The sequence below is a fragment of the Thiohalorhabdus sp. genome, assembly GCF_036628635.1.
Classification (GTDB): domain Bacteria; phylum Pseudomonadota; class Gammaproteobacteria; order Thiohalorhabdales; family Thiohalorhabdaceae; genus Thiohalorhabdus.
Genome location: NZ_JAZKRM010000006.1, coordinates 68,932 through 91,624 on the forward strand (window position 1 = coordinate 68,932; position 22,693 = coordinate 91,624).

Annotated in this window: 20 protein-coding genes and 1 tRNA gene; 14 read left to right on the forward strand and 7 right to left on the reverse strand. The window is 64.9% G+C overall.

Annotated features, from left to right (window positions below; translation table 11 throughout):
* Positions 1–3 precede the first annotated feature (3 nt).
* The 4 genes from V5A19_RS03665 (at position 4) to V5A19_RS03680 (ending at position 6,243) form a co-directional block, all read left to right on the forward strand.
* Positions 4–558 carry a cytochrome P460 family protein gene (locus V5A19_RS03665; protein WP_332317960.1) on the forward strand — a complete coding sequence of 185 codons (555 nt, stop codon included), beginning with the start codon at positions 4–6 and terminating at the stop codon, positions 556–558.
* A gap of 346 nt (positions 559–904) precedes the next feature.
* On the forward strand, positions 905–2,296 hold the full coding sequence (locus V5A19_RS03670; protein ID WP_332327706.1) for an FAD-binding oxidoreductase: 1,392 nt from the start codon (positions 905–907) through the stop codon (positions 2,294–2,296).
* 6 nt (positions 2,297–2,302) lie between these two features.
* On the forward strand, positions 2,303–3,541 hold the full coding sequence (locus V5A19_RS03675) for a metallophosphoesterase family protein (RefSeq protein WP_332317962.1): 1,239 nt from the start codon (positions 2,303–2,305) through the stop codon (positions 3,539–3,541).
* A complete protein-coding gene (locus tag V5A19_RS03680; RefSeq protein ID WP_332317963.1) occupies positions 3,541–6,243 on the forward strand; it encodes an AAA family ATPase in 2,703 nt (900 codons plus the stop codon). The genes V5A19_RS03675 and V5A19_RS03680 overlap by 1 nt, the downstream gene beginning before the upstream one ends.
* A 70-nt stretch (positions 6,244–6,313) precedes the next feature.
* Here V5A19_RS03680 and V5A19_RS03685 read toward each other — a convergent pair whose 3' ends face one another.
* From V5A19_RS03685 to V5A19_RS03695, 3 genes are all read right to left on the reverse strand, one after another.
* Positions 6,314–6,853: a DUF2062 domain-containing protein gene (locus tag V5A19_RS03685; protein ID WP_332317964.1), complete on the reverse strand. Its 540-nt coding sequence runs from the start codon at positions 6,851–6,853 to the stop codon at positions 6,314–6,316.
* A 64-nt stretch (positions 6,854–6,917) separates the two neighbouring features.
* Positions 6,918–7,196 (reverse strand): hypothetical protein, encoded by a 279-nt coding sequence (locus tag V5A19_RS03690; protein WP_332317965.1) that lies wholly within the window; start codon positions 7,194–7,196, stop codon positions 6,918–6,920.
* Between the two features lie 79 nt (positions 7,197–7,275).
* Positions 7,276–7,917, reverse strand: coding sequence for a class I SAM-dependent methyltransferase (locus V5A19_RS03695; RefSeq protein ID WP_332317966.1), 642 nt, complete (start codon positions 7,915–7,917; stop codon positions 7,276–7,278).
* A 214-nt stretch (positions 7,918–8,131) separates the two neighbouring features.
* Here V5A19_RS03695 and V5A19_RS03700 point away from each other — a divergent pair, with 214 nt between their 5' ends.
* The 8 genes from V5A19_RS03700 to V5A19_RS03735 all read left to right on the forward strand — a co-directional run bounded on the left by V5A19_RS03700 (position 8,132) and on the right by V5A19_RS03735 (position 14,265).
* Positions 8,132–8,527: a hypothetical protein gene (locus V5A19_RS03700; protein ID WP_332317967.1), complete on the forward strand. Its 396-nt coding sequence runs from the start codon at positions 8,132–8,134 to the stop codon at positions 8,525–8,527.
* A gap of 125 nt (positions 8,528–8,652) precedes the next feature.
* Positions 8,653–9,078: a hypothetical protein gene (locus V5A19_RS03705; protein ID WP_332317968.1), complete on the forward strand. Its 426-nt coding sequence runs from the start codon at positions 8,653–8,655 to the stop codon at positions 9,076–9,078.
* Positions 9,079–9,438: 360 nt separating this feature from the next.
* Positions 9,439–9,514, forward strand: a tRNA-Lys gene (locus V5A19_RS03710).
* Positions 9,515–9,711: 197 nt separating this feature from the next.
* Complete coding sequence (locus V5A19_RS03715; protein ID WP_332317969.1) at positions 9,712–10,017, forward strand: hypothetical protein; 306 nt, start codon at positions 9,712–9,714, stop codon at positions 10,015–10,017.
* Position 10,018: 1 nt separating this feature from the next.
* Complete coding sequence (locus tag V5A19_RS03720) at positions 10,019–10,342, forward strand: hypothetical protein (RefSeq protein ID WP_332317970.1); 324 nt, start codon at positions 10,019–10,021, stop codon at positions 10,340–10,342.
* Between the two features lie 15 nt (positions 10,343–10,357).
* On the forward strand, positions 10,358–10,876 hold the full coding sequence (locus V5A19_RS03725) for a hypothetical protein (protein WP_332317971.1): 519 nt from the start codon (positions 10,358–10,360) through the stop codon (positions 10,874–10,876).
* A gap of 581 nt (positions 10,877–11,457) precedes the next feature.
* Entirely contained in the window at positions 11,458–11,793 is a 336-nt protein-coding gene (locus V5A19_RS03730) for a trypco2 family protein (RefSeq protein WP_332317972.1), read from the forward strand.
* Between the two features lie 1,764 nt (positions 11,794–13,557).
* Positions 13,558–14,265, forward strand: a complete 708-nt coding sequence (locus V5A19_RS03735) for a DsbA family oxidoreductase (RefSeq protein ID WP_332327707.1) — start codon at positions 13,558–13,560, stop codon at positions 14,263–14,265.
* Positions 14,266–14,809: 544 nt separating this feature from the next.
* Here the strand turns inward: V5A19_RS03735 and V5A19_RS03740 are convergent.
* The 3 genes from V5A19_RS03740 to V5A19_RS03750 form a co-directional block, all read right to left on the reverse strand.
* Positions 14,810–15,046 carry a zinc ribbon domain-containing protein gene (locus V5A19_RS03740; protein ID WP_332317974.1) on the reverse strand — a complete coding sequence of 79 codons (237 nt, stop codon included), beginning with the start codon at positions 15,044–15,046 and terminating at the stop codon, positions 14,810–14,812.
* Between the two features lie 781 nt (positions 15,047–15,827).
* On the reverse strand, positions 15,828–16,844 hold the full coding sequence (locus V5A19_RS03745; RefSeq protein ID WP_332317975.1) for a sensor domain-containing diguanylate cyclase: 1,017 nt from the start codon (positions 16,842–16,844) through the stop codon (positions 15,828–15,830).
* Positions 16,845–17,484: 640 nt separating this feature from the next.
* A complete protein-coding gene (locus tag V5A19_RS03750) occupies positions 17,485–18,204 on the reverse strand; it encodes a PEP-CTERM sorting domain-containing protein (RefSeq protein WP_332317976.1) in 720 nt (239 codons plus the stop codon).
* A gap of 1,177 nt (positions 18,205–19,381) precedes the next feature.
* Here V5A19_RS03750 and V5A19_RS03755 point away from each other — a divergent pair.
* Positions 19,382–19,630, forward strand: a complete 249-nt coding sequence (locus V5A19_RS03755) for a hypothetical protein (RefSeq protein WP_332317977.1) — start codon at positions 19,382–19,384, stop codon at positions 19,628–19,630.
* A gap of 529 nt (positions 19,631–20,159) precedes the next feature.
* Positions 20,160–21,953: an ABCB family ABC transporter ATP-binding protein/permease gene (locus V5A19_RS03760; protein WP_332327708.1), complete on the forward strand. Its 1,794-nt coding sequence runs from the start codon at positions 20,160–20,162 to the stop codon at positions 21,951–21,953.
* Positions 21,954–22,388: 435 nt separating this feature from the next.
* Here V5A19_RS03760 and V5A19_RS03765 read toward each other — a convergent pair whose 3' ends face one another.
* Positions 22,389–22,649 carry a hypothetical protein gene (locus V5A19_RS03765; protein ID WP_332317979.1) on the reverse strand — a complete coding sequence of 87 codons (261 nt, stop codon included), beginning with the start codon at positions 22,647–22,649 and terminating at the stop codon, positions 22,389–22,391.
* Between the last annotated feature and the right edge of the window lie 44 nt (positions 22,650–22,693).

Here is a 22,693-nt window from a genome sequence, read left to right on the forward strand (position 1 = left end):
GGAATGGGCTCGTTAAAGCAGACCGTCGCCGCCCTGGGAACCGCCCTCGTAGGGCTCGCCGGTTGTGGTGGCGAGCCCGGCCCCGAGCCCAACCCCCTCGGACCCGAGCCGCCGGAGGAAGCGGATCCGGCGGTGGTGTGGCAGTACCTCCAGGAGAAGGATTACCAGCGGTACTGGCATCCGGAGAGCCTGGCCAGTCCGGGCCTGCACCGCTCCCGCGAGCCCCACGGTCCCTTGATCCGGGTCTACCTCAACCGCCAGGGCCATAACAGCCGGCCCCTGGGGCAGGAGCCACTGCCACCCGGCACCGTTGTGGTTCTCGAGAGCTACACCAGCGAGCCCACGCTCCATACCATCGACGTCATGGCCAAGATTCCCGGCCATCGCCCGGCTACCAACGACTGGGCCTTCTTCCGCTACGGGCCCTCCGGAACCGTGCGCCAGACCGACCACCAGATCCGCCTTCAAGCCAAGACCGAAAACCGCGGCTGCATCCACTGCCACGCCCGCACCGCCGAAGAAACGGACTACCTGTTCCAGCCTCGCCTGGCGGACTAACCCGGCCCCCAGGGCAAATTGGTTCTAGCCGAAGCGCCCTGTATAGCGGCCAGGGCCGGGCCGAATCCGGACCGCTCTCCTCCCTGGGACCGCAGGGATGGGAGAAGCCCGGATTCGCCGGGCGAGACGTTGCCGGATCGAGGCGCCAGCTCCCACGGCCCGTCCAATGAATGGGGCTCCAGCACGGGCCCTGTTGCCGCACCCATGCTCCCCAGTGTGCCCAAGCGGTTAGAATCAATTTGGCCTGGCGGGCCCTGCGGGGCCGTCGCCTCCGCCGGCGCCGGCTATTACAATGGCGGGCCGGGTTCCGACTCGGGTTTGCCACCATTCCCAGGGAGGACCGCCCATGGCCGTCGCGCCTGGCCTGCCACCCGGCGCCGTGCACGAGCTGGAGCTGCTGCTGCCGCCCGAGCGGCGCCACACCGACACCGACACCCTGGCCTTCTACGCCACCGACGACACCCCGCGCAGGGTGACCCCGGGGGCGGTGGTATTCCCCGCCACTGCCGAGGAGGTGGCCGAGCTGGTGCGCATCGCCTACCGCCACCAAATCCCGGTGGTGCCGCGCGGCGCCGGATCGGGCAACGTCGGCGGCGCCCTGCCGGTGCCCGGGGCACTGGTGGTGGCCTTCGAGTGCATGGACGCGGTCCTGGAGCTGGATCCGGTCAACCGCCTGATCCGGGTCCAGCCGGGGGTCACCAACCAGCAGGTGCAGGACGCCGCCGGCGAGCACGGCCTGTTCTGGCCGCCCGACCCCGGCTCCGCCGCCTACTGCCAGGTGGGCGGTAACCTGGCCATGAACAGCGCCGGCCCCATGGCCGTGAAGCGCGGCGTCACCGGCGACTGGGTCCTGGGTCTGGAGGCGGTCACCGGCACCGGCGAGGTCTTCGGCGCCGGCACCCGCACCACCAAGGGGGTGGTGGGCTACGACCTGACGGCCCTGATGATCGGCTCCGAGGGCGGGTTGGGCCTGGTCACCGAGGCCACCCTCCAGCTCACCCCGCGGCCGGCCACCAAGCGCACCGCCCGCGCCTGCTTCGCCGACGTCGCCAGCGCCGGGGCGGCGGTGGAGCGCATCATGGCCGGGGACGTGGTGCCCTCGGCCCTGGAGCTCATGGACGGGTTGGCCATCGAGGCCCTTCGCCGGGGCGGTTTCGACCACGACCTGGCGCCCGACACCGGCGCCGTGCTCATGGTGGAGGCGGACGGCAGTACCGAGGCCGTAGTCGCCGAGTTCACGGCATTGACCGAGCGCCTGGAGGGCGAGGGCCTGCTCGAGGTAGCTACCGGCGCCTCCGATACCGAGATCCGCGACCTGTGGCGGGCGCGCAAGTCCCTGTCACGGGCGGTCAAGCGCATCGCGCCGCTGAAGATCAACGAGGACGTGGTGGTCCCGGTGACCCGCCTGACCGAGCTCATCACCCGCCTGGAGGGCTTCGCCGAGACGTATGACCTGCCCATCGTCAACTTCGGCCACGCCGGCAACGGCAACCTCCACGTCAACCTCATGGTCCACCCCGAGGACGCCGACGAGATGGCCCGGGCCCATGCCTGCCTCGACCGCGTCTTCGACACCGTCCTCGAGCTGGGCGGCACACTGTCCGGCGAGCACGGCGTGGGCTCGGAGAAGGCCCCCTTCGTCGCCCGCGAGCTGGACCCAGTCAGCCGCGAGCTGCACCGGCGCATCAAGGACGCCCTCGACCCCAAAAGCATCCTCAACCCCGGCAAGGGGTTCTAGCGGCGCATGGCCGAGCCCTTCCGCTTCCTCCACCTCGCCGACCTCCACCTGGACACCGCCTTCCGGGGCCGTTCCGAGGCCGTGCAAGAGGCCCTGCGGCGGGCCACCCGCGACGCCTTCGACGCCGGGGTGGCCACCGCCATTGAGCGCGGCGCCCATGCGTTGCTGCTCGCCGGCGACCTGTTCGACAGCGAGGTGCTCACCTTTGCCACCGAGGCCTTCCTGCTCGACGGCTGCCGCCGCCTGGAGGACGCCGGCATCCGGGTGGTGTACTGCACCGGCAACCACGACCCCGGCGGCGCCTCCCACCGGGTGCGCGCCCTGGACTGGCCCGCCAACGTGGACCTGGTTTACAGCGCCGAGCCCACCATCCTCACCATCCGGGGCGGCCACGGGGAGGCGGTGGGTCAGGTAGTGAGCGCCGGCTTCACCAAGAAGGAGCAGTACGACAACCTGGCCGCCAAGTTCCCCGCCATGGACGGCAGCCTGCCCACGGTGGGCCTGCTCCACACCCAGGTGGCCGGCGCCGAGGCGGGTGAGGCCCATACCCCCTACGCGCCGTCCACGCGCACCGACTTCGACCAGCCCGGGTACCACTACTGGGCCCTGGGCCACATCCACAAGCGCCAGCAGGTGTTCCCCGACCTGCCGGTGCACTATCCCGGCAACCTCCAGGGCCGCCACCCCCGCGAGCCCGGTCCCAAGGGGGGCAACTGGGTGGAGATCCCGCCCATGGGCTTGGCCCGGACCGAGTTCGTGTCCCTGGCGCCGCTGGAGTGGCAGTCGGCCACCGTGCGCGATCCCACCGGGGACCACCTGGACGCCCTGGTGGCGGAGCTGGCCGGGCGTGTGCCGGCGACCTCGGCGGAGCAGCGCCTGGTGCGCCTGGAGCTGGCCGGGGCCAGCCCCCTCGCCGACGAGCTGGAGCGCGCGGACAATCGGGCCGAGCTGGAGGACCAGCTAGCCGCCCGCCTGGGGGCCCTGGACGTGGAGGTCCGCCCCGGCCAACTGCACTGGCCGGTGGATGTGTCCGAGCTGCGCGAGACCCCCTCGCCCCTGGCCACCGCCCTGGATATGCGGGAACGTGCGATGACCGACGACGACCTGCTCGACCGGCTGGTGCCCGTGGCCCTGAGCCCCGCCGCCCCCTCCGACGCCGCCGCGCGCCGCGCCTACCTGCGCGAGCTGCTGGCCGAGCTGGAGCCGGAGCTGGTGGCGCGGCTGGTGACCGGCGGGGGCGGCTGATGCGCATCGCCCGCCTGGACCTGGCCGCCTTCGGCGCCTTCCTCGACCGCAGCCTGGAGCTGCCCGCCGGACCCGGTGTGATCGTCGGCCCCAACGAGGCCGGCAAGACCACCCTGTTCACCGCGGTCACCACCCTGCTGTACGGCTTTCGCCCCGCCAACGAGCGGGACTTCCCCTATGTCCCCCGTGCTGGCGGTCGCCGCGCCGAGCTGACGGCGGCGGTGGCCCTCGACGAGGGCACCGCCGCCACCGCGACCCGACGCCTGCTGTCGAGCCCGGTGGGCGAGTGGCAGACCGGCGACAGCAAGGATGACCTGGGCAACCACCCTCTGCCGGCGGCGGCCCACGTCGAACGGGACCTGTACAACGCCGTCTACGCCCTGACCCTCGAGGACATGGCCGCCCTGGAGGGGGATGCCTTCGTCGAGGTGGAGCAGCGCCTGCTGGGCGAGCTGGGCAACCCCTGGCAGCGCCCGGCGCGAACGGGCGCCGACGAGCTCGACGCCGAGGCCAAGGGCTTGTGGCGCCCCGACCGCAAGGGCAAGCCCCGCCACGCCGAGCTGAAGAAGACCCTCAAGGAACAGCGCGAGCAGCTGCGCGAGGCCCAGCAGCGCCAGGAGGCCCTGCGCGAGCAGGAGGCCGAGCGGGCCCGCCTGGCGGAGCGCCTGGCGGAGCTGGCCGAGCGCCGCGCCGAGCTGCGCGACCGCATCCGCCGTAGCGAGCAGGTGGGCACCCTGCGCGCCGACTTGGCGCGGCTGGACCGTCTGGCCGAGGCCATCGGCGACATCGAGGCGGTGCGCCGCCTGGGGGACGATCCCGGCCGCGACTGGCGGGAGCTGACGGAGCAGGGCGAGGCCCTGGCGAAGCAGGCCCCGGAGCTGGCCGAGGAAGTGGGCCGCCAACGGGATCGAAGGGGCCGGGTCAGCGAGGCCGACCGCCGGCTGGTGGCCGATGACGAGGCCGCCGGCATCCGCGCCGCCGCGGCCAAAGCGGAGGAGGCCGCGGCCGCCCGCGAGCGCGCCGCCGCGGCCGAGGACCGTGCCCGGGCCGAGCTGCGCGAGCGAGCCGATACGGTGCTCGCCGACGACTGGGACGACGGCTACGGTCCCATTCTGGAGGCCCTGGCTCCCGCCGAGCTGCGGGACCGCGCCGCCGCCGCGGAGGTCGCCCGGGAGGCCGAACGCGACGCCGAGCGTCGCCTGGAGAGCCTGACCCCGCCGGCCGACTGGCCCACCTTCTCCGGGATTTACCTGGTCCTGCCGCTGGCGGTGGGGTTGGCCCTGGCCGCCGTGAGCGCCTTCTGGTGGCAGCCCCTGTGGCCGCTGTCGGTGCTGGCCCTGCTGGTGGCCGCGGGTACCGGGGTCTATAACCTTTACGTGGGCCACTTGGCGGTCCGTGACCGGCGCCGCTACGAGACCCGCCGCACCCCCCTGGAGCAGGAGCTGGCCGAGGCGCGATCCCACCGCGAAGCCGCCCGTTCGGCGGTGGCCGAGCTCCTGGACGGGCTGCCGCTTCCCGAGGGGGCATTGGCCGCCCCCGGTGCTGATGTAGCCGGCCGTATCGAGGCCCTGCGCAGCGCGTGGCAGCGCTACCGCGATGCCCGCGGGGAGCGGGAGGAGCAGGCCCGCGGTGCCCGGGACCGGGCGGCGGCGGTGCGCTCGGTTCTGGCCCGCCACGCCATGGAGGCCGGCGAAGACCTCGCCGGAGCGGCGGAGGCCCTGGAGCAGCGCCTTCAGGCCGCCCGCAACCGCGTCCGGGAGGCCGAGGAGGCTGCCGACGAGCTGGAACGGCTGACCCAGCGCTGCCGGGACCTGACGGAGCGCCTGGGGGACCTGGCCGCGCGCCGCGGCGACCTGGCCGGCCGCATCCGGACGGCGGTGCCTGGGGAGCTGTCCTGGGCCGAGCAGCTGGAGCGGGCCGACCGGGCCGCCGCCAATCTGCACCAGTGGCAGGCGGACTGGCGCAGCCTGCGCGAGCGCTACCCGGAGCTAAGCGACCCGCGCGCCGCCGTGGCCGAGGCCGGCGACGACCTGCTGGAGGGGGCGGCCCTGGACCGTGCCAAGGAGGAGCTGGAGGCCCTGGACAACGAGAGCGAGGATCTGGGGAATAAGCAGGGTCGCCTGGACGAGGCTCTGGAGCAGGGCCGTGGCGTCCAGGACGTAGGCCTGATCCAGGGGCGGATCGAGGAGACCGAGGCCGCCATGGCCGCCGCCGAGCGCGCGCACGACCGCCTGCGTATGGCCGAGTGCCTCATCCGGGAGGCCGACCGGCGCTTCCGCGAAGCGCATCAGCCCGACGTCCTGCGCCGGGCCAGTGGCTACCTGGACCGGGTCACGGGCGGGCGCTATTCCCAGCTCGACCTCGATGAGGACGTCCTGCGCGTGCGCGACCACGCGGCGACGCTGCGTGAAGTTAGCGACAACTCCGCGCAGCTCTCCCGCGGCACCCGGGACCAGGTGTTCCTGGCCCTACGCCTGGCCGTGGCCGACCATCTGGACGCCGGCCACGAGCGCCTGCCCCTGCTGTTGGACGAGGTCTTCGTGAACTGGGATCCGGCCCGTCAGGAGGCGGGGGTGGCGGGCCTGCGGGACATGGCCGGCGACCGCCAGGTGCTTCTGTTCACCTGCCATCCCGAGATCGGCCAGCGCATGGCCCGCCTGCTGGGCACCGACGCCATCGACCTCGCCGCACCTGCCGACTGAGGCCGGTCCGTTGCCGCCCGCGAAAAAAACCCCGCCGGAAGGGCGGGGGGTCACGCACCGGCAGGATGCCTCAGGCCGGAGTGCCGGGGTAGGGGGACCGGCGTCTGGCGGTGCGGCGGCGCCAGCGGCGCACCGTAGTGTACCGCCAAAGCCAGATGAAGCCCAGGTACGATGCCGCCCCCACCGGCAGCGCCAGCAGCAGGCTGCCCAGCCACAAGAACGCCGACTGCTGGACAAAGGTCTGGGCGTGGGGGGCCAGTCCAGCGAGCCAGCCCCAGGGCAGGCGATCGGCGAAAACCCATTCCCCCAGGCGGTTGAAGCCCAGGTAGAGCATGGGCGTGGTGATGGGGTTGGAGATCCACAGGGCCAGGAAGGCCGCGGGAAAGTTCACCTGCAACAGCAGCGCCGCCGCCAGGATCAGTGGGGTCTGGAGGCCCACAGTTGGCGTCAGGCCGATGAACAGGCCCACGGCGACGCCCCCGGCAAGGGCTCGGCGGTGGAGGCTCCAAACGCCCTTGCGGGCACACAGCCAGTTTGTGACGCGGCCACCGCCGAGCCAGTCGCGCAGACGGGCCTCGGTGGGCAGCCACTTCCGGACTGTTCGCTGCAAGACCCGATCCGTTCGTCACAGGGTGACGGCATGGGGGCATGGCCCAGGGTTGTCGCCCGGGGCGCTAGAACTTGTCGATATAGGCCTCGTAGCCGGTAATGACCAGCCGGTAGAGCTCGTCGCCGATCTGAACGTGGGCACCGTCGGGCGTGCCGAGCTGGATGGTATTACTGCCGCTGTTGGACATGCCCGCGATACCGAACTTGCCCTCGGCGATCAGGGCGTCGAGGATCTCCTGCAACTCGGCCTGGGGGCAGGTGCCCGTCTTATCCGTCAGGGTGACCTCGCGACCGTGATAGGTCCCGCCCAACCGGTTTTCGCTTTCGGCGGTCTGGCCTGCCACTTGTAAAGCTCCGTTTGCGGGTAAATCGGGATTGCTGGTGTCTTGTCCCCGAAGTGCGCTGGGATTCGCGGAGGGGACGTTAATTCTTGGACGCCAGGGCTTCCTTATTGTTTCGGCACTTGAGCATGGTCCAGTAACCGAACAGATTCACCCGGCGTCGCTCGACCACATCCAGGTCGGTCTCGGCGATCAGGTCACGCTCGCGCATGTGGGGGCGAAAGCCAACGGTCTTGGAAAGGGGTGCCAGGGCCTTCTCCAAGGCGCCGAGGACCGGGTTCTCGGAGTGGAAGTGGTTGACGATCACCAGCCAGCCGTCGGGCTTGGTCACCCGGCGCATCTCGTCGATGGCCTTGGCCGGGTTGGGAACCACCGTAACCACGTAGGCCGCCACCGTGACATCGAAGGAGTCATCCGGGTAGGAAGTGGTCTCCGCGTCCATCACCTGGAGCTCTTTGACATTGTCCAGATGGTGGCTGACCTTCTTCTCGCGCGCCTTCTCCAGCATGGGCTCGGAGACGTCGATGCCGTGGATCTGGACGTCGCGTGGGTAAAGTGGCAAGGACAGGCCCGTGCCCACTCCCATCTCCAGGAGCTGGTCCCCCGGGTTGAGGTCCAGGTTGGCAACCACCGCCTTGCGACCGGGGTGGAAGATGGCGCCGAAGAAGGTATCGTAAGTATTGGCCAGGCGCTCGTAGGCTTTTTCGACGGATGTCAGGTCCATGACCGTTTTGATATCCCTATCGGAGACGGATCGCGAATGCATAGGGGGAGTCGCGCCGGCGCAAGAGGGCCGGCGTCGTTCCCGTTTATACACTGCCAGAAAGCCCACTTCACCGGCAAGCTAAAGCCCTGCCTTGCGTGTGGCCCCGGGCTGTCGGATCCCTTACAATAGCCGCCGAGTTTCAGCCGCTTACCCGAGCAGGAAAGGCATTCCCATGCGTAGCATCGCCGTTTCCCTGGCCCTGGCTGCCGCCCTTCTCCTGGCGGTTCCCGGCACCGCCCGGTCAGCTAGTTATGTGGCACAGGACGTCTGGTACTCGACTTTGTACGGCGGAGCCATCGGGGGCCTCGGGGGGGCGGGCTTCATGCTGCTTACCGAGGACCCCCTGGATAACGGCGATTACATCGTAACCGGGGTAGGCGTGGGTATCCTTGCCGGGCTGGCTTACGGCATCTACTCCTACTCGGCCAGTAACCGCTACGGCTTGGTCAACCTCGATTCCGCCGGCACCACCCACTATGCCGTGCCCAAGCCGCGGCCCTTTGTCTCGGGCCGAGGCGATGAGGCCACCGTGGGGGTTCGCTTGGACCTGGTGCGGGCCCGCTTCTGAGCCGGCGTCCCCTCGGGCCCTGCATGAATAGCGAGGCCGGGCCCTGTGCCTGGAATCCCGACCGGATTACCCGGTCCAAATGGACGGAAACCAAACCCCAACTGACCACCAAACCGGATACCCCCATGAGCCACGAAGCCACCGTTGCCGAGCGTTTCGAGCGCAGCGACGATACCCTGCGCGACTGGGAGCGGCGTCTGAACCAGGCCGAGGAGCCCGACGTCGCTGAGACCACCGAAGTCGCCATCGAAGTGGTCAAGGACCTGATCACGGCCTACCTGCAGATCCTCGGGCGCGACTGGGAGGGTGCCGACGACGATATCCTGGCCCTGTGGAAGGTCTCGGTAAAGAAGAACCCCAGCCTCAACACCATCCGCGACAACTGCCGCGAGCTGGTCTACTACCACAACTGCGTGGATATGGACCGCCGCGACGCCCTCCCCCAGAACGCCCACAGACAGGCCATCCGCACCGCCCGACACGTCTACGTCTACCTCCGTACCCGCGCCGAGGAGACCGGCGAGCTGGAGAAGGCGAGCCTGACCGACTAAGAAGTCAGGACCTGGTTCCCTATCCGCCCGTCGGAGAGGCCCAGGATCGCCGCTTAAGCGCCGCCCAGGATCTTTCTTGATCGGCGTGACTGGGCCGGGCTGAATGGAGGGCGTTGCATTCGCCATTTCGGGCATGGGAAAGGGCAGGCTTCTAGCCGGGCCCGTGGCCCAACTGAAAGCGCTGCGGATTTCTACTGCGCTGGCTGGAGGTTCGAATCCGGCCGGGTCCCCCATTCCCAAGGCCCGCCTTTACCGGCATCACCTTCCGGAGTTAGCTTCGACGAAAGCACCCGGAGGGGTGAGGGAAAATTGACGGTTGGGCGACCCCTTGGCAGACTACTTCGCTTTCCGAAACCAAACGGGCCGTTAGCTCAGGTGGTAGAGCAGCTGACTTTTAATCAGCGAGTCCCAGGTTCGACTCCTGGACGGCCCACCAGATAATTCAAGGGTCTAGGTTTGCTACCTAGGCCTTCCTCTTGGGTCTGGGTAACCGCATGGGTAACAGTCCTTTCTCTTAATAGCGGTCGGCTAGAACCCTAGACCCGTTTAGAAATCTAAGTCTTCCCAGTATTGACAGAGGCGCTACTGCGCCCCTCAATGAGGGTTATTAACCAACCGCTCCCGGAGCCAAAAATGGGTGAACGCTTGCTTCTTACCAGGGAGGAAGGTGGTAAGACCCTGGAGCTTTACCAAAGCACAGACCAGAATCTAGAAGTCTTCGTAGATGGTATGCACGGGAGCATGGTCGCTAGCGGGGTAATCAAACTAAATTGGTTTACTAGGCGGTTTGATTCAAGTGAGGAAGTTGAGAAACGAGATTTAGTATGCCAAACCACGATGTCTTTGGAAACTTTCTTTAATATTGCTGACTATTTTTCAAAGCATGCCGAGAAGATCAAAGCTGATTTGGCATCCGATAAGGAAGAGGGGAAGGGCTAACATGGAAGCGAAGGAATTCAACGAAAGCGTTCATGCTCCTCTCCAAGCTAGAGTCGGGCCTCATTTAAAAGATGAAACCCCTCATGTAAACGGTGTGAGCACTCCTGCTCAGGGTTATGAGAATTTTGTTTTTGAAGAGAGGCCTGCGAAGGTCGCTTATTATCAAGAAGCTGACTTGATTGCCTTTGCTAGGCCCAAAAAGGCTCTTGCGGTGTCCGAACACGTTTATTTAAGTGAGTCCCAAAGCCAGGTTCTTAAGGAAGTCCACGATTCTCCCCCCGAACCTACTAATGGTTTGGTTAGGTTGTTAGCGGGAACCGATTAATTTCATTTGTGCAAATTGGGTAATGGTTATTCCATTCAAGCTCTTGGCCACCATGATGAAGTGGAAGGTTTTGCCTGTGGCACTAGGGAACTCAATAAATTTATAAAGAGAAAAGCTCTTACAGATCAGGACCTTTCCGTCAGTAAAACTTATGTGGCGGCTTTGCCCGACAATCGGGTTATTGGCTATATCACAATAACATTAGCCCAAATTCTGACTTCCCAAATTCCTGAAACCCTCCAAGGGGACTTGCCTACAAGGTATCCTCTATCTGCCCAAAGGTTGGCGAGGTGGGCCGTGGATCAAAATTGGCAGGGGTACAAAGTTGGGAAGGGACTTCTCCGCTACGCTTTTCTTCAGATGTTAGAAGTTGCCGACAAGGCAGGAACTGCCTTCGTGATAGTTGATGCAAAGGACGATGAGCTGAAGAGTAAATACCAAAATGAACTGGGGTTTGTTCCTCTTGGCGAAGAAAGCTATACTCTAATTTTGCCTATTAGTACCCTTCGAAGTGCTTACCAGCATTTGGGGTAAAAGGTCTAAAGGTTCTCTAAAAAATACCTTCTTGATGCCTTTGGCATCTGAAGGTTGATTTAACCTTTTCTATGCCTTGCCATGAGTTCGTTTATGGAAAACCCCGCCTACCTCGCGGGGTTTTTTTGAGGTTTCCCCAGGATTAATTAGCTTGTCCCTGAAGGAGGGCGGTACTGGAATTGTGAACTGGCCCCCCCTCTGAAGGGGTTCAGCCCACCCATGGCGAACATGCCTTTGATGGCATCCCAGACCTTCTTCACTAGATTGGTGAAGGCGTCCTTTAATCAGTGGGTTGCAGGTTCGGCTCCTGCACGGCCCACTATGTAAATCAAGGCCTCACACCGTATCGGTGTAAGGCCTTTTTTTGGGTAATGCTATTGGTGAAAGGGGGGGCTTTTCAGTGGGTTCTTGGTAGCAAGGTCACGCAAAGGGAAGGGAGCCAAAGGGCTTATAATCTGCTCGGGGCTAAGCCCCCATGTTGTTTCGAGTTCCGCCCCGGGCCACCATCTAAATGGTAGGGGATGCTCGCATGAAAACAGGTGGCGCACAGTCGGTGCACCCCTTACTCAAGGAGGTCGGTAATGGAACTTCAGGAATTTGTGGCCAATTCCCTTTCGGAAATTGCCCGAGGTGTGCAGGACGCAATACAGCAGATTAATGAAGATGGCAGGGAGCCTGCGGTTTATATTAACCCTCGGCCAGAACAATACTCCCCCTTCAACGAACCTGAACGGGTATCCTTCGATATTGCAGTTACTGCTTCGGAGAAGGCTTCTGGTGGAGGGAAAGCCGGAATTTCTGTGGTTGGGTTGGAATTGGGAGGGGGTGGTGAAAAAGGCATTGAGAATACTTCAGTAAGCCGCATCCAGTTTTCGATTCCCGTATCTATGCCGGGAACAAGGTTTCCCAACCGATAAATTATGGCGCTTCACGATTTCGTGTGGGTTAACCTGCCAGCCCCCTTCCCACTTCAGTATAGCGGACCGTGCGTGATACCGACCTCTACTTGGCAGGCCCCGTGGGACTGCCTAATGTCCCGAAGCAGGTGCGGGGGCGGCGGTAAACTCAGCGGTTCCGCCCTGGGGCAATAGTGCGAGTTGGTGTCCAGGGATTCGAGGGCGGTATAGATGGACTACAAACCTTGGCGAGGTGGCTTGACCCGTTCCTTCTTACGGTCCCGTCTCATGCGGATTAAAAGGCCGATCAAGGTAATCACTAGTGCGGTGAGTAGCACATCCATCATGGTCAGGCTCCCTTTGGCCCTGTTCCGCCTGGTTCCTTCAGCCGCCGCATTACCTTCTCCCGCTGCCGCTCGAAGATGGTAGGCGTCCGAGGCCCGGTCAGCCCGCCCCCTCCACCTGGGTGTAAATCCCAGTTCCTAGGGCATTGAGGCGGTGAATGGCGTACGGACCGTGGCTCTCCTCGGCCCGATCCTCCCAGGGCTGATGCGTCTGCCCGCTGTGGCAGTAGTTCTTCAAAACGTCGGCGGCCCACCCCGAGACCGCCAGCACTGGCCGGGCCGTTAGCCCTGTTATCCGTGCCCGCCTGGTAACCCCTGTGGGAGGATGCCGCCCTTCGCAGTCTAACCTTGTCGAGCAAGGAGGCTACCACGACCTACCTTCCGGGCTGGGACTTGGTCGCGGTCTTCCTGCATGCCTTGACCGACCTGCATTCCGCCGGTTCCCGGCGCAATGCTCCGCGGGCGGTTCCGAGTGGCCTCCCGGTGGCTGATTAACTCGGAAGGGGGGCTGTGTTCTTTTTGCCTATCCCTTGGGTTTGGACCTGCGCGTTCCCCGGGATGGGCAGCGAATTCAATCTCCCAGGGTAACACCGAGGGGGTTGCTTAAAGCCTTCAAAGGGGTGAGGGCCCCAGGCCTCTGCGAGGCATGGTGTTGTGCAGCCAGAGGGCGCTGTTCGGATCCTCGCCCCTGGAACGGCGGTAGATCCGCCTAGGTCTTGTGCTGGCTGGAGCAACGGCCATTGCCCTTCTTCCCCTGGCCATTTCGCTGGCTCATGGGCACCTCCGGTTGTTGCCAGCAAGGGGAAGGCCCCGATCGATCACTCGGCGCTTTGCCCCATTGTGGTGGCTTGTTATACGGGGGGAGAATTACCGTCAAAGGCCAGCCGAGCACGGCCCGAGAAGGCCGTTGAGAGCCCATTTGGACACTTGGGTAGGGGCGGAGCTGGTAGGCTCGGCTTACTTGAAAAAGTGCCTCCTCGACGCCACAGATGAGTTGCCCCATGAAGCCCGGTAGGGAATCGGGCCCATCCCAGCTTCTCCCTTAGGCCGTCGCTCGGTGAAAGGGATCTCCCGGGCCCATTCCCAGGGCACTGGCGGCCATCGAAGGCCAGTTCGAAGGCCTTATCCGCCGGTGGCGCTCAACCTGGCCCCATGCCCGCCTGGAAGGGTCCGAAAGCATCTTCCAGGCAGCCCGGTCGCGGGGCCGCAGGCATGGTGAGCGGGGCCGCAGGCATGGTGACCAGTGGACCTTGATCACCATGATCTGTCTGCTCGCCACGGCCGCGGGCGCAACGGAAAATTCGATTTACCCTGTCGAGGCGCCACATTTTGGTGGTGGTACACGGTGTTCCTCCCAGGGCGCCGGTTGGCCCCGCCATCGCGTTGCCGGGATGGAAACCGCGGACAAAGCATTCAAATCCCCGAAGCTAGGACCCAAGCCATGCCCGAAAGCAGGGTTACCATCGAGCATTTCAGCGATATCCTCTGCATCTGGGCCTACGTCGGTCAGGTGCGCATGGACGAACTGCGTCAGCAATTCCCCGATGAAGTGTCCGTCACTTACCGGTTCATCCCGCTTTTTGGAGATACCGCCGTCCGCATCGGCGAAGGCTGGCAGGACCGGGGCGGTTTTGCGGGCTATGCCGACCATGTTCAGGAGATCGCCGCAGGCTGGGAGCACGTGGACGTTCACGGGGGTGTTTGGCGGGATACCGCCCCGGCCTCGAGCACCCCGGGCCACCTTTTTCTGAAGGCTGTCCAGCTGCTGTCCGAAAGGGGAGAGATCGCCTCCGGGCCACAGCCCGAACTGGGGGGCCGCAGCTTGCCCGAAGAGGCCGCCTGGCGGCTGAGGCACCGCTTTTTCACCGGTGCCGAGGACATCGCCCGGACGGAAGTCCAGGACGAAGTGGCCGTGGAGCTGGGGTTGCCCCTGGATGACTTGCGCGCGATTTACGCCAACGGCGCGGCGCACGCCATGCTGCACGCGGATCTGGTCGAGCGGGACCGCTACCAGATTCCCGGCAGTCCCACCCTGCTAATGGCCGGTGGCCGACAGCGCCTGTTTGGCAATGTGGGCTATCGCATCCTGGAGGCCAATGTGCGGGAGCTTCTGCAGAACCCGAGATCGGGCCAGGCGAGCTGGTGCTGACGGGTGGCGGGCTAGAACTGGCTCCGTGCCCCATTGCCGGGCCCCGAAACCCCCCACACGCACCGAAAGGCCTTTTGGGGCCTCCGCGACGCAAGGTGGGGATCCGCCTGGGGTCCGCCCGGCATCCGGCGGCGCTGCGAATCCCTGGGTCGGGGGAGAGGCGCAGCGGGGGAGGGCGCCCCTGCAGGCTCCGAGATCGGAGATTTCCAGTGCGCCGGCCGGGCCGCCCGCCGCTATGCTTGGGGTGGGGAGAGATCCGCAACGGACCGGCACGGACCGGCTCGGATGAGCCCCGCTGCCCGCCGTCATGGCCTTTGGTTGGCCGTTTGCGCAGGTCCCCGGGCATGTGGAGGTGGCCGAAGTTTCCTCCTTGCCGTCGGGGCGCCCTTTCGGGGGAGCCGGAAAGGGGTGCCCCGCATCCTGAACCTTGGTAAGGGGTCGCGGCTTCGCAGACCCCCCGATGGGCTTGTCAAGATCCGGTCTCTTGTGAGCCCAAGGCGCGCCGCCCCAACATCGGGCCACCCTGGCAAGGCATCACCACCCGTTACAGGCCGCACATTCCGCCGGCGCAGGGCGAAGGCTCGGGGTTCGACAGGGAATCGCTCGAGACCACCGATCCCCCGGAGATAAGCCGCTCCACCGGTTGGTCGGCGGCCGTAGCTCCGCACTCCCGACCGCTGTACTCGCACACCTCACCCCAGGTGGTGAGCTTTTCGCTCATGGGGTGCTGCACCTCCACGACCTCGCCATTGGCCGGGCATCGATAGTCGTAGGTCGGCATCGCGAACCTCCTTCGGATCCTAATATTAGATTTAACTAATCTAGCAAATGCAAGCGGCCTCGTCAGCCCTCCTTAGGCCTGCGCGGCAAGTTAGCCATTCCCCCGAGTGCTCCCGAAGGCTACTGAACGCCTGCCAGCGAGCACCATTTTTCCGGGCCCCGGGCCGGCGTCCGCGGGCATTCCTGGCCCGCCCCGAACGGGTAGCGGGGCGGGCCCTGCGGCTGGGGCGGCCTTTGGTCGGGTTTTGACTGAGCTGCAGGAACGTGGGGACGGGGAGGTCGGTGGCCTTTCGGGGTTTGGGATCGCCCGGATGGGCAGTCAGTCCGGTGGGGTGAGAACCCCTCTGGCCGGCGGGCACGGCGTCCAGGTGAAAGCGAGCTCGGGGGAGCCGTTCTCGATCAGCCGCCAATACGAGGGGACCTCCCACCTGGTGCCGGCCTTTGTCTGGAATCTGCCCGATTGGGCAGGCCCATCTAGGCCATGCCCTAGGCAGACGCGATCACGATCGGGGAGTAGAAGGGGTGGCGACCAGGCCCTGGCAAGGAGATGGGGGCTACACCACGGGAGAGCCCCGGGGGCGGCTAGAGGCCCGGCTGGCACTTTTTCAAGCGAGCCGGCAAGGGTGGCGGGAGCTGGTTTAAGGTCAAGGAACAGGGGGTAGCTGAACGTATGCAGTACCCGCAAGGCTGACCCGTGAGGAACCGCTTGTAACTCCAGGGCTTGCCGGGCTGGGTTCGGGGGCGAGCCTTTTGGCGGCTCTGAACGCTGGGCTGGCCGGAACCTAAGCCGATGAAGCGGTGGTTGGCTCCCAGAAACTGCAACCGCTCTTACCGGAGCGCTTGGAGCGGTACATGGCCCAATCGGCCCGGACCAGCAGGGTCTCGGCATCTTCCCCATGGTCAGGGGCCATGGCCATGCCAATGCTCGCGCCGACACCGATTCCGGAAAAGCTTTCCCCCAGCACCAGCGGCTTTTGGATCACGTCCAGCAGTTTTTCGGCGATCTCTTGGGCCGTGTGCATATTGGGCAAATGCTTGAGAAGGATGGTGAACTCGTCACCGCCGAAACGGGCCACGGTATCTCCCTCGCGCAAGCTATTGCGTAGCCTTTCCGCGATCACCTCGAGGACCTCGTCCCCTGTTTGGTGGCCGAAGTAATCGTTGATCTTTTTGAAGTCGTCCAGGTCAACAAAGAACAGGGCCAGTTGATTGCCTGACTCCGGCTTGGAGGAGCGGTCGACCAGGGCTTGGGTAAGCCGGTCAAAGAACAGCCGCCGGTTGGGAAGCCCGGTTACCGAGTCGTGATCCGCCCAGTGCTGAGTAACCTCCTGCTGCTTTTTCTCCTCCGTAATGTCGCTGATATTCGCCACGAAGTGGCTCAATCGGCCTTGGTCGTCGAAAATGCCGGACAGGGCCATGCGAGCAATGAACGTGTCGCCACTTTTGCGCTGCGCCACGATATCGCCGCGCCAGTGGTCTCCTTGCTGGACCATCCCGATCACTTCCTGAAAGTAGCCCGGTCTGAGGCAGCCCGCGTCGAGGATGCGGATATCCCGACCCGTCACTTCGTCCCGGCCATAACCGCTGATCCGGATGAAGGCTTCGTTAACCAACTCGATCCGCCCTTCCGGGTCCCAAACCATCAAGCCCTCGGCGGAGGCCTCGAATACCGCGCTGACCAGCCCGTAATAGGTCTCGCCTTGTTTTTCGGGGGTATTAGCCCGGGGAGGCGGGTTCCCGGGGGTTTGGCAACCAGGAGGTAGCCGGGGGTAGCCCCGCTCGCAGTCGCTCAATGTCATTGAGGCTCCTCCACTGGACTGCTTTCGAATGCCACGGGCCCCGTCAAGGGCGGTTCCTGGTGGTCTCCCCCACCAAGCGCCAACCGGTTTCGGGTGTTCCGGGGCTGTGGAGGGGTCAGCCAGAGAGGGCCCTCCCCCGGGAACCAATCCCTTTCGCTCGCGACTTGGTGGATCACCCCCCTAACGGGAAGGATCGGCCCATCTGGCGGGATGGGGCAATAGGGGTTGACCCTTACCCCAGGTCCGGGGGGCCTAGGGGCAGGACCTGAATGGCATCGTCGGGACGGACGAAGCCTGCATGAGCACCGACGGGACCGGCATTCAGTCCAGAGGATTGCCGAACAAGGTTGCGCTCAAAGTGAGGGTAGAGCGCCGTGAAGGCCAAGCCGGTGTTCCAACTGCGCAGCCTCGCAGGCCCCCCGCTTAGGCGTTGGGGCCGTTGCCCTGCGCAACTCTGGCCAAGGGACACTCGTGCTCAGCGGCTCAACCCCCCTGTCCAAGCCCACGGGCCGGGTACTCCCGTACCCGGGCCCCACGGGGCCCGACATCCAGAAGGCCGCTAGGTGAATACCACGCTGGGCACCACCCAAACCGCCTTTAGGGGCCCCATGCTACAGTGAATTCGAAGCACACTCCCCTGCTAGGCAGCAGAGGAGGAAGACGCCCTACCCTTTCGGGTTCTGCGGCTGAACCAGCTAAGACCCAATAGGCCGAAAGCCATCAAAGCGAGCGTCCCCGGAGCGGGCACTTGAGCCGTCCCATTGGGGCGAGCCACGTAAGCGGTTTCGCTTTCTAAGTTGGTGTCACCGAATCCGACATTCTGGGCGTCCCAGGTCCCTTCCTTGATGAAGGTATCGCCCCAAACCGGTGCCCGGTTGGAGGTAAACGAATAGGTCACCGCCAAGTCGTCTCCAGCATCGAATTTGACCGCGCTGGAGATTCCGTCAATGTCGCCAAATTCCAAAGCGTCAGATGATAATGAGTCGCCGTCTAGCTGGGCGTTGGTGACGCAACCGGGGTCCGACAAGCCATCGGAATCCACACAATTGTCGGACAAATCCAACGTGAGATGGGAGATGGAATCATGGGAGATGGAATCGGTTTGCCCAGAGTCTGGGGAAAAGGTGTATTCGTAATCCAGGGTGCCGTCATTGTTATCCGTGATGGACCACTCCAGGATTAAGTCCCAATTGGGTAATTGGGGGTTATTTCGATCACCCTCAATGAACTCAAGGCCATTCGAATCCGTTGACCGCGTGCCCTCGTAGTCGGCGTGTTCGCCGTAAAAAGGTACGGCTTCCACCGCCGGGGCAAACGCCAGCCCCAATGCAATGGCTCCAATTGCGGAATAGCCCTTCATCATTGTCTCCTCGGTGCTTGACCGGGCCGCCCCCCCGAGGCCGGAATCTATGGGTTGAAAACAGCGTCGGTTTTGAACCCGTTTGCCAGATTATGCAAGCCTGATGCCATTTTGATAAACCTTCCCTTTTTCAGGGGGTTAAGGGGTCCGGTCGAGAAAGGTCCCCTAGGTAACGTAAAAAATACCGACACCGGGGAGTTAATTTGACCCGCGTTCTTGGCCACCCGAGTCTGGGGTCCGGAGAGGTGATTCCCTACGCCAATAGACCAACCCAGTATTTCAATGAATTTCCCGAGCAGATGGTCGAGCTGGGCGAATTAGGGCGGCTCCCGGCCCTACCGAATGACCCTTCAAGAGTTGAACCATCGGCGCAGGAGATCCGAACCCTTACTACCGGGCCGAGCGTATGGCCGGGAGCCGCTCCGCCAGCTCTAGCAACGAAGAAGGCGCTGAGTAGGCCCTGGAAGGTCTCTACCTGCGTAATAGGCGCATCGGTGGGTTGTTCGGACGGCTTTGCCTTGTGCCGCAGGTCGAGCAGGCTCTCGGATTAGAAACGAACGGCGATGCCGCTGCCCGACAGGGCAGTGTTATGGGTGGTGGCTTCGCTCCCCTTACCCGGGTCGAGGATCAGGGTGGCGTATCCGGTTGCCGCGAACGCTATAAGGGATAAACCAAGTATAACTTATCAGCTGGTCGGGTTGCTCTTCATTGCCCCGCTCTCCGGGTACGACGGCCGCTTATCCCCTCACCCCCGAAGGGGAAGAGGCCGTAATACCGGAACCGCTCTTGCCTTGCGGGTAGACGGGTTAAGGGTGTTGTTAAGAAAAGCGACACCGCCTCGCAGCGTTCCGGAGGGCTCAGAGCCCTGTGGCAACGCTTGGGTTTCTCGGGCGTCCGGTGGCAAGGCGCCAATGGCTCCGTGAGCCGGCTTGGCGCCGCGCTCGAAGGGTTTGGACATTTCCGCGCCGGTCCCCACAAAGGTCAAGGAACGCCAACTTTGATCCCCTCCCAGCCGCGGAGGCCAGAAACCCCATGCACTGGATAAAGGGTGTATAACCCTACTTGTTGCAACGTTGAATGGGCCTCGCCACGGCGCCTACGGTGCCCTATAGGCCTACTCGGATATCGGTTGGGAGGTAGGAGGGGCAACGACATGGTCGAGACACAGGAGCCTTGGATGAGTGGAACTAGCGACAAGGACAGCGAGATCGCCGAGCTGCGCCAGCAGCTGGCGGCCCACGATGCCGTGCTCGCCAGCCTGGCCACCCAGCTGATCATGGCCGCGGCGGACAAGCACCGGATGATGGAGGATGTGTTTACCGAAGCCCTGGAGCAGGCGGACCGGTCGGTGCCCCAGGGGGTCGACCGGGACGCCATCAAGGACCGGATCCACGAGCTCGCCGACCGCGTCCAGCACGGGGGGTGAGGGCTCTGGGCCGGCGCCGGCTTGCCGCGCCCGGGCCCAACCCTTCGTTGAGGGTGGGCGCTCGCGCCGTTCCTGCCGGGGAGCCCGGTCCGCAAGGTGGGCCCCAATCCCCTGGCCCGGGGTTGCAGCCTGCTCCGGGAAAGCGGGGTGCTGGCGGTTCCTTCCCCGCTCCGGCAAGCTTGCAACGGCCTGACCGAACAGGGTAATCCTAGAGCAGCGCGCTGTGGGAGGAGCACTTCGGCGGTTTCCGGACCCTGACCGTCGAGCCGATCCCGAGTGTCGTGGATCTGGCCAGTCAGCGCGGTATTCTGGACGTGACCCTGAAGTACGTGCGATGCCGCCGACCCGATCTGGAGGATGCCATAGCCCGGGCTCCGGGCCAGCGGTGATCCCCCCGCTTACCCCCTGAAAGGCCCCGCCGGGTAAAGGCGGGGCCTCTAGCGTTTTTGGGGGGTGCCGCTGGGGCGCCCGGATGCCGCGCTACATGGTAGGGTTGCGCCTCTGCCGCCAGCTCCGAACGAGGCCATTCATGTCGCCGCCTTCCCAGCGTTCCGACGAGCCCCAGGGCAATCGGCGCGATCTTAGCAACCTGTGGGCCCTACGCCACTACCTGTGGGATTACCGCGGGCGGGTGGCTTTGGCCCTTTTGGCGCTGATTACGGCCAAGGGGGCCAACGTTGCCGTACCCCTGGTGCTCAAGGAGGTGGTGGACGCCCTGGACGACGGTACCGCCGCCATGGGCATTCCGGTGTTCCTGTTGGCCGCCTACGGCGCCCTGCGCCTTGCCGGTACCGGGTTCACTCAGGTCCGGGACATCCTCTTCGCCCGCGTTCGCTACCGCGCCATGCGTCGGCTCACGGTGCGCACCCTGGCCCACCTGCACGAGCTGTCGCTGCGCTTCCACCTGGAGCGCAAGACCGGCGCCATCAGCAGCGATCTGCAACGGGGCGCTTCCAGCCTGTCCACCCTGCTCAACTACATGGTCTTCTCCATCCTGCCGGTAGCGGTAGAGTTCCTGCTGGTGCTGGGGATCCTGCTGGGCAGCTACAGCTGGGTCTTCGCCGCTGCGGTGGCGTTGGCGGTGGCCGTCTATATCGGCTTCACAGTGGCCCTGTCCAACTGGCGGATGAGCGAGCGCCTGGCCGCCAACCGCCTGGAATCCGAGGCCAACAACCAGGCGGTGGAGAGCCTGGTCAACTACGAGACGGTCAAGTACTTCGGCAACGAGGGCCACGAGCTCCACCGCACCGATGACACCCTGGCCGACTGGGAGCAGATGGCGGTGCGCTCGCAGACCTCGCTGTCGCTGCTCAACCTGGGCCAAGGTGCCATCGTGGCGGTAGGGGTGACCGTGGTGCTGGTGCTGGCCGCTGACGGGGTGCGCGGGGGCTGGCTGTCGCTGGGCGACCTGGTGGCGGTGAACGCCTTGCTGCTGCAGCTGTTCATGCCCCTGAACTTCCTGGGCACGGTCTATCGCCAGACCCGCTACGCCCTGGCCGACATGGACCGGCTGGTGGGGCTGCTGCGGGAAGCCCCGGAGGTTACGGATGCCCCGGATGCCGAGCTGCTTCGGGTGGACCGGGGCGAGGTGCGCTTCGACAACGTGGACTTCGCCTACCAGCCGGAGCGTCCCATCCTGCGGGATGTCAGCTTCGCCGTGCCGCCGGGAGCCAAGGTGGCGGTGGTGGGGCCCAGCGGGGCGGGCAAGTCGACCCTGGTGCGCCTTTTGTTCCGCTTCTTCGATGTTAGCGGCGGGACCATCCGGGTCGACGGCCAGGCCATCCGGGAGGTTACCCAGGACAGCCTGCGCCGACAGATCGCCATCGTTCCCCAGGACACCGTCCTGTTCAACGATACCCTCTACTACAACATCGCCTACGCCCGCGCGGGGGCGACGCCCGAGGAGGTCGCCGAGGCGGCACGGGTGGCCCACCTGGAGGAGTTCATCGCCAGCCTTCCGGATGGCTTCGACACCCTGGTGGGGGAGCGCGGTCTGAAGCTATCCGGCGGCGAGAAGCAGCGTGTGGCCATCGCCCGGGCGGTGCTCAAGAACGCCCCCATCATGGTCTTCGACGAGGCCACGTCCTCTCTCGACACGCACGCCGAGCAGGGCATCCTGACTGCGTTGCGGGAGGCAGCTGCCGACCACACCACCCTGGCCATCGCCCACCGCCTTTCCACCATCGTCGATGCCGACCGCATCCTGGTCATGGCGGACGGCGAGATCATCGAATCCGGCACCCATCGGGAGCTGGTCGCCGCCGGCGGCGAGTACGCCCGGTTGTGGCGGACTCAACAGGAAGAGGAAGAAGCCCTGGAATAGCGTGGAGCGGGCGGGGCGGAGGGATCGCCCCCGGACCGGGAGTCCCGCGGCCCGGTTGCCGCGGGTGGTTCGGTCCCGCCGCTGGCGGCGGGACCGACGACCATTAGGAGGCGGATCAGGCCGGCCAGGCCGATTACCAGGGCGACGCCATAGCGAGGTAGCCCATGATGGCCTCCTTTTCCCGAATGGTGACGAGGGAAGCAGGGCTAATTTTTATCGGATTGGGCCCGCAAGCAATAACCACGGGCGGCTCAACGCCCGAAGTTTGTCGGGGATAAAGCCTGAGCGTTACCAGGGGCCGACCCGGTTACGAATCAGGTGGGCAACCGCCGCAACCAGAGCGAAACCCAGAAACAGGAACGAGGCACCCGTCATAACTTCCCCCTTTTTGGTAGTTTGGGTAAATCTCACAGGTAGCTGCTCTAGAGGGCAAATCTAGGCCCCCGGCGGCACCAGACGGGCGGCCTCCTCGAGGGCCTCCGCGACGCCGTCAAAGCGGGCGGCGCGCAGGACGGTGTCTTCGCCTTCGCGGATCTCGTCACAAAGCATCCAGCGCGATTCCCCCCATTCCCGAATGGCGATCACCATCCAGCTGCCGCTTTCCCGATCCCATTCGGATCCCAATCCGGTGATAAGGCCGGAAAGCAGGCCCATGCTAATGGCTTCCCGATCGGCCTTGTGTATCGGATCGGCCACGGTTTCCTTCCTCCCTGTCGGCTCGTTAGCCATCGCCTGACCTA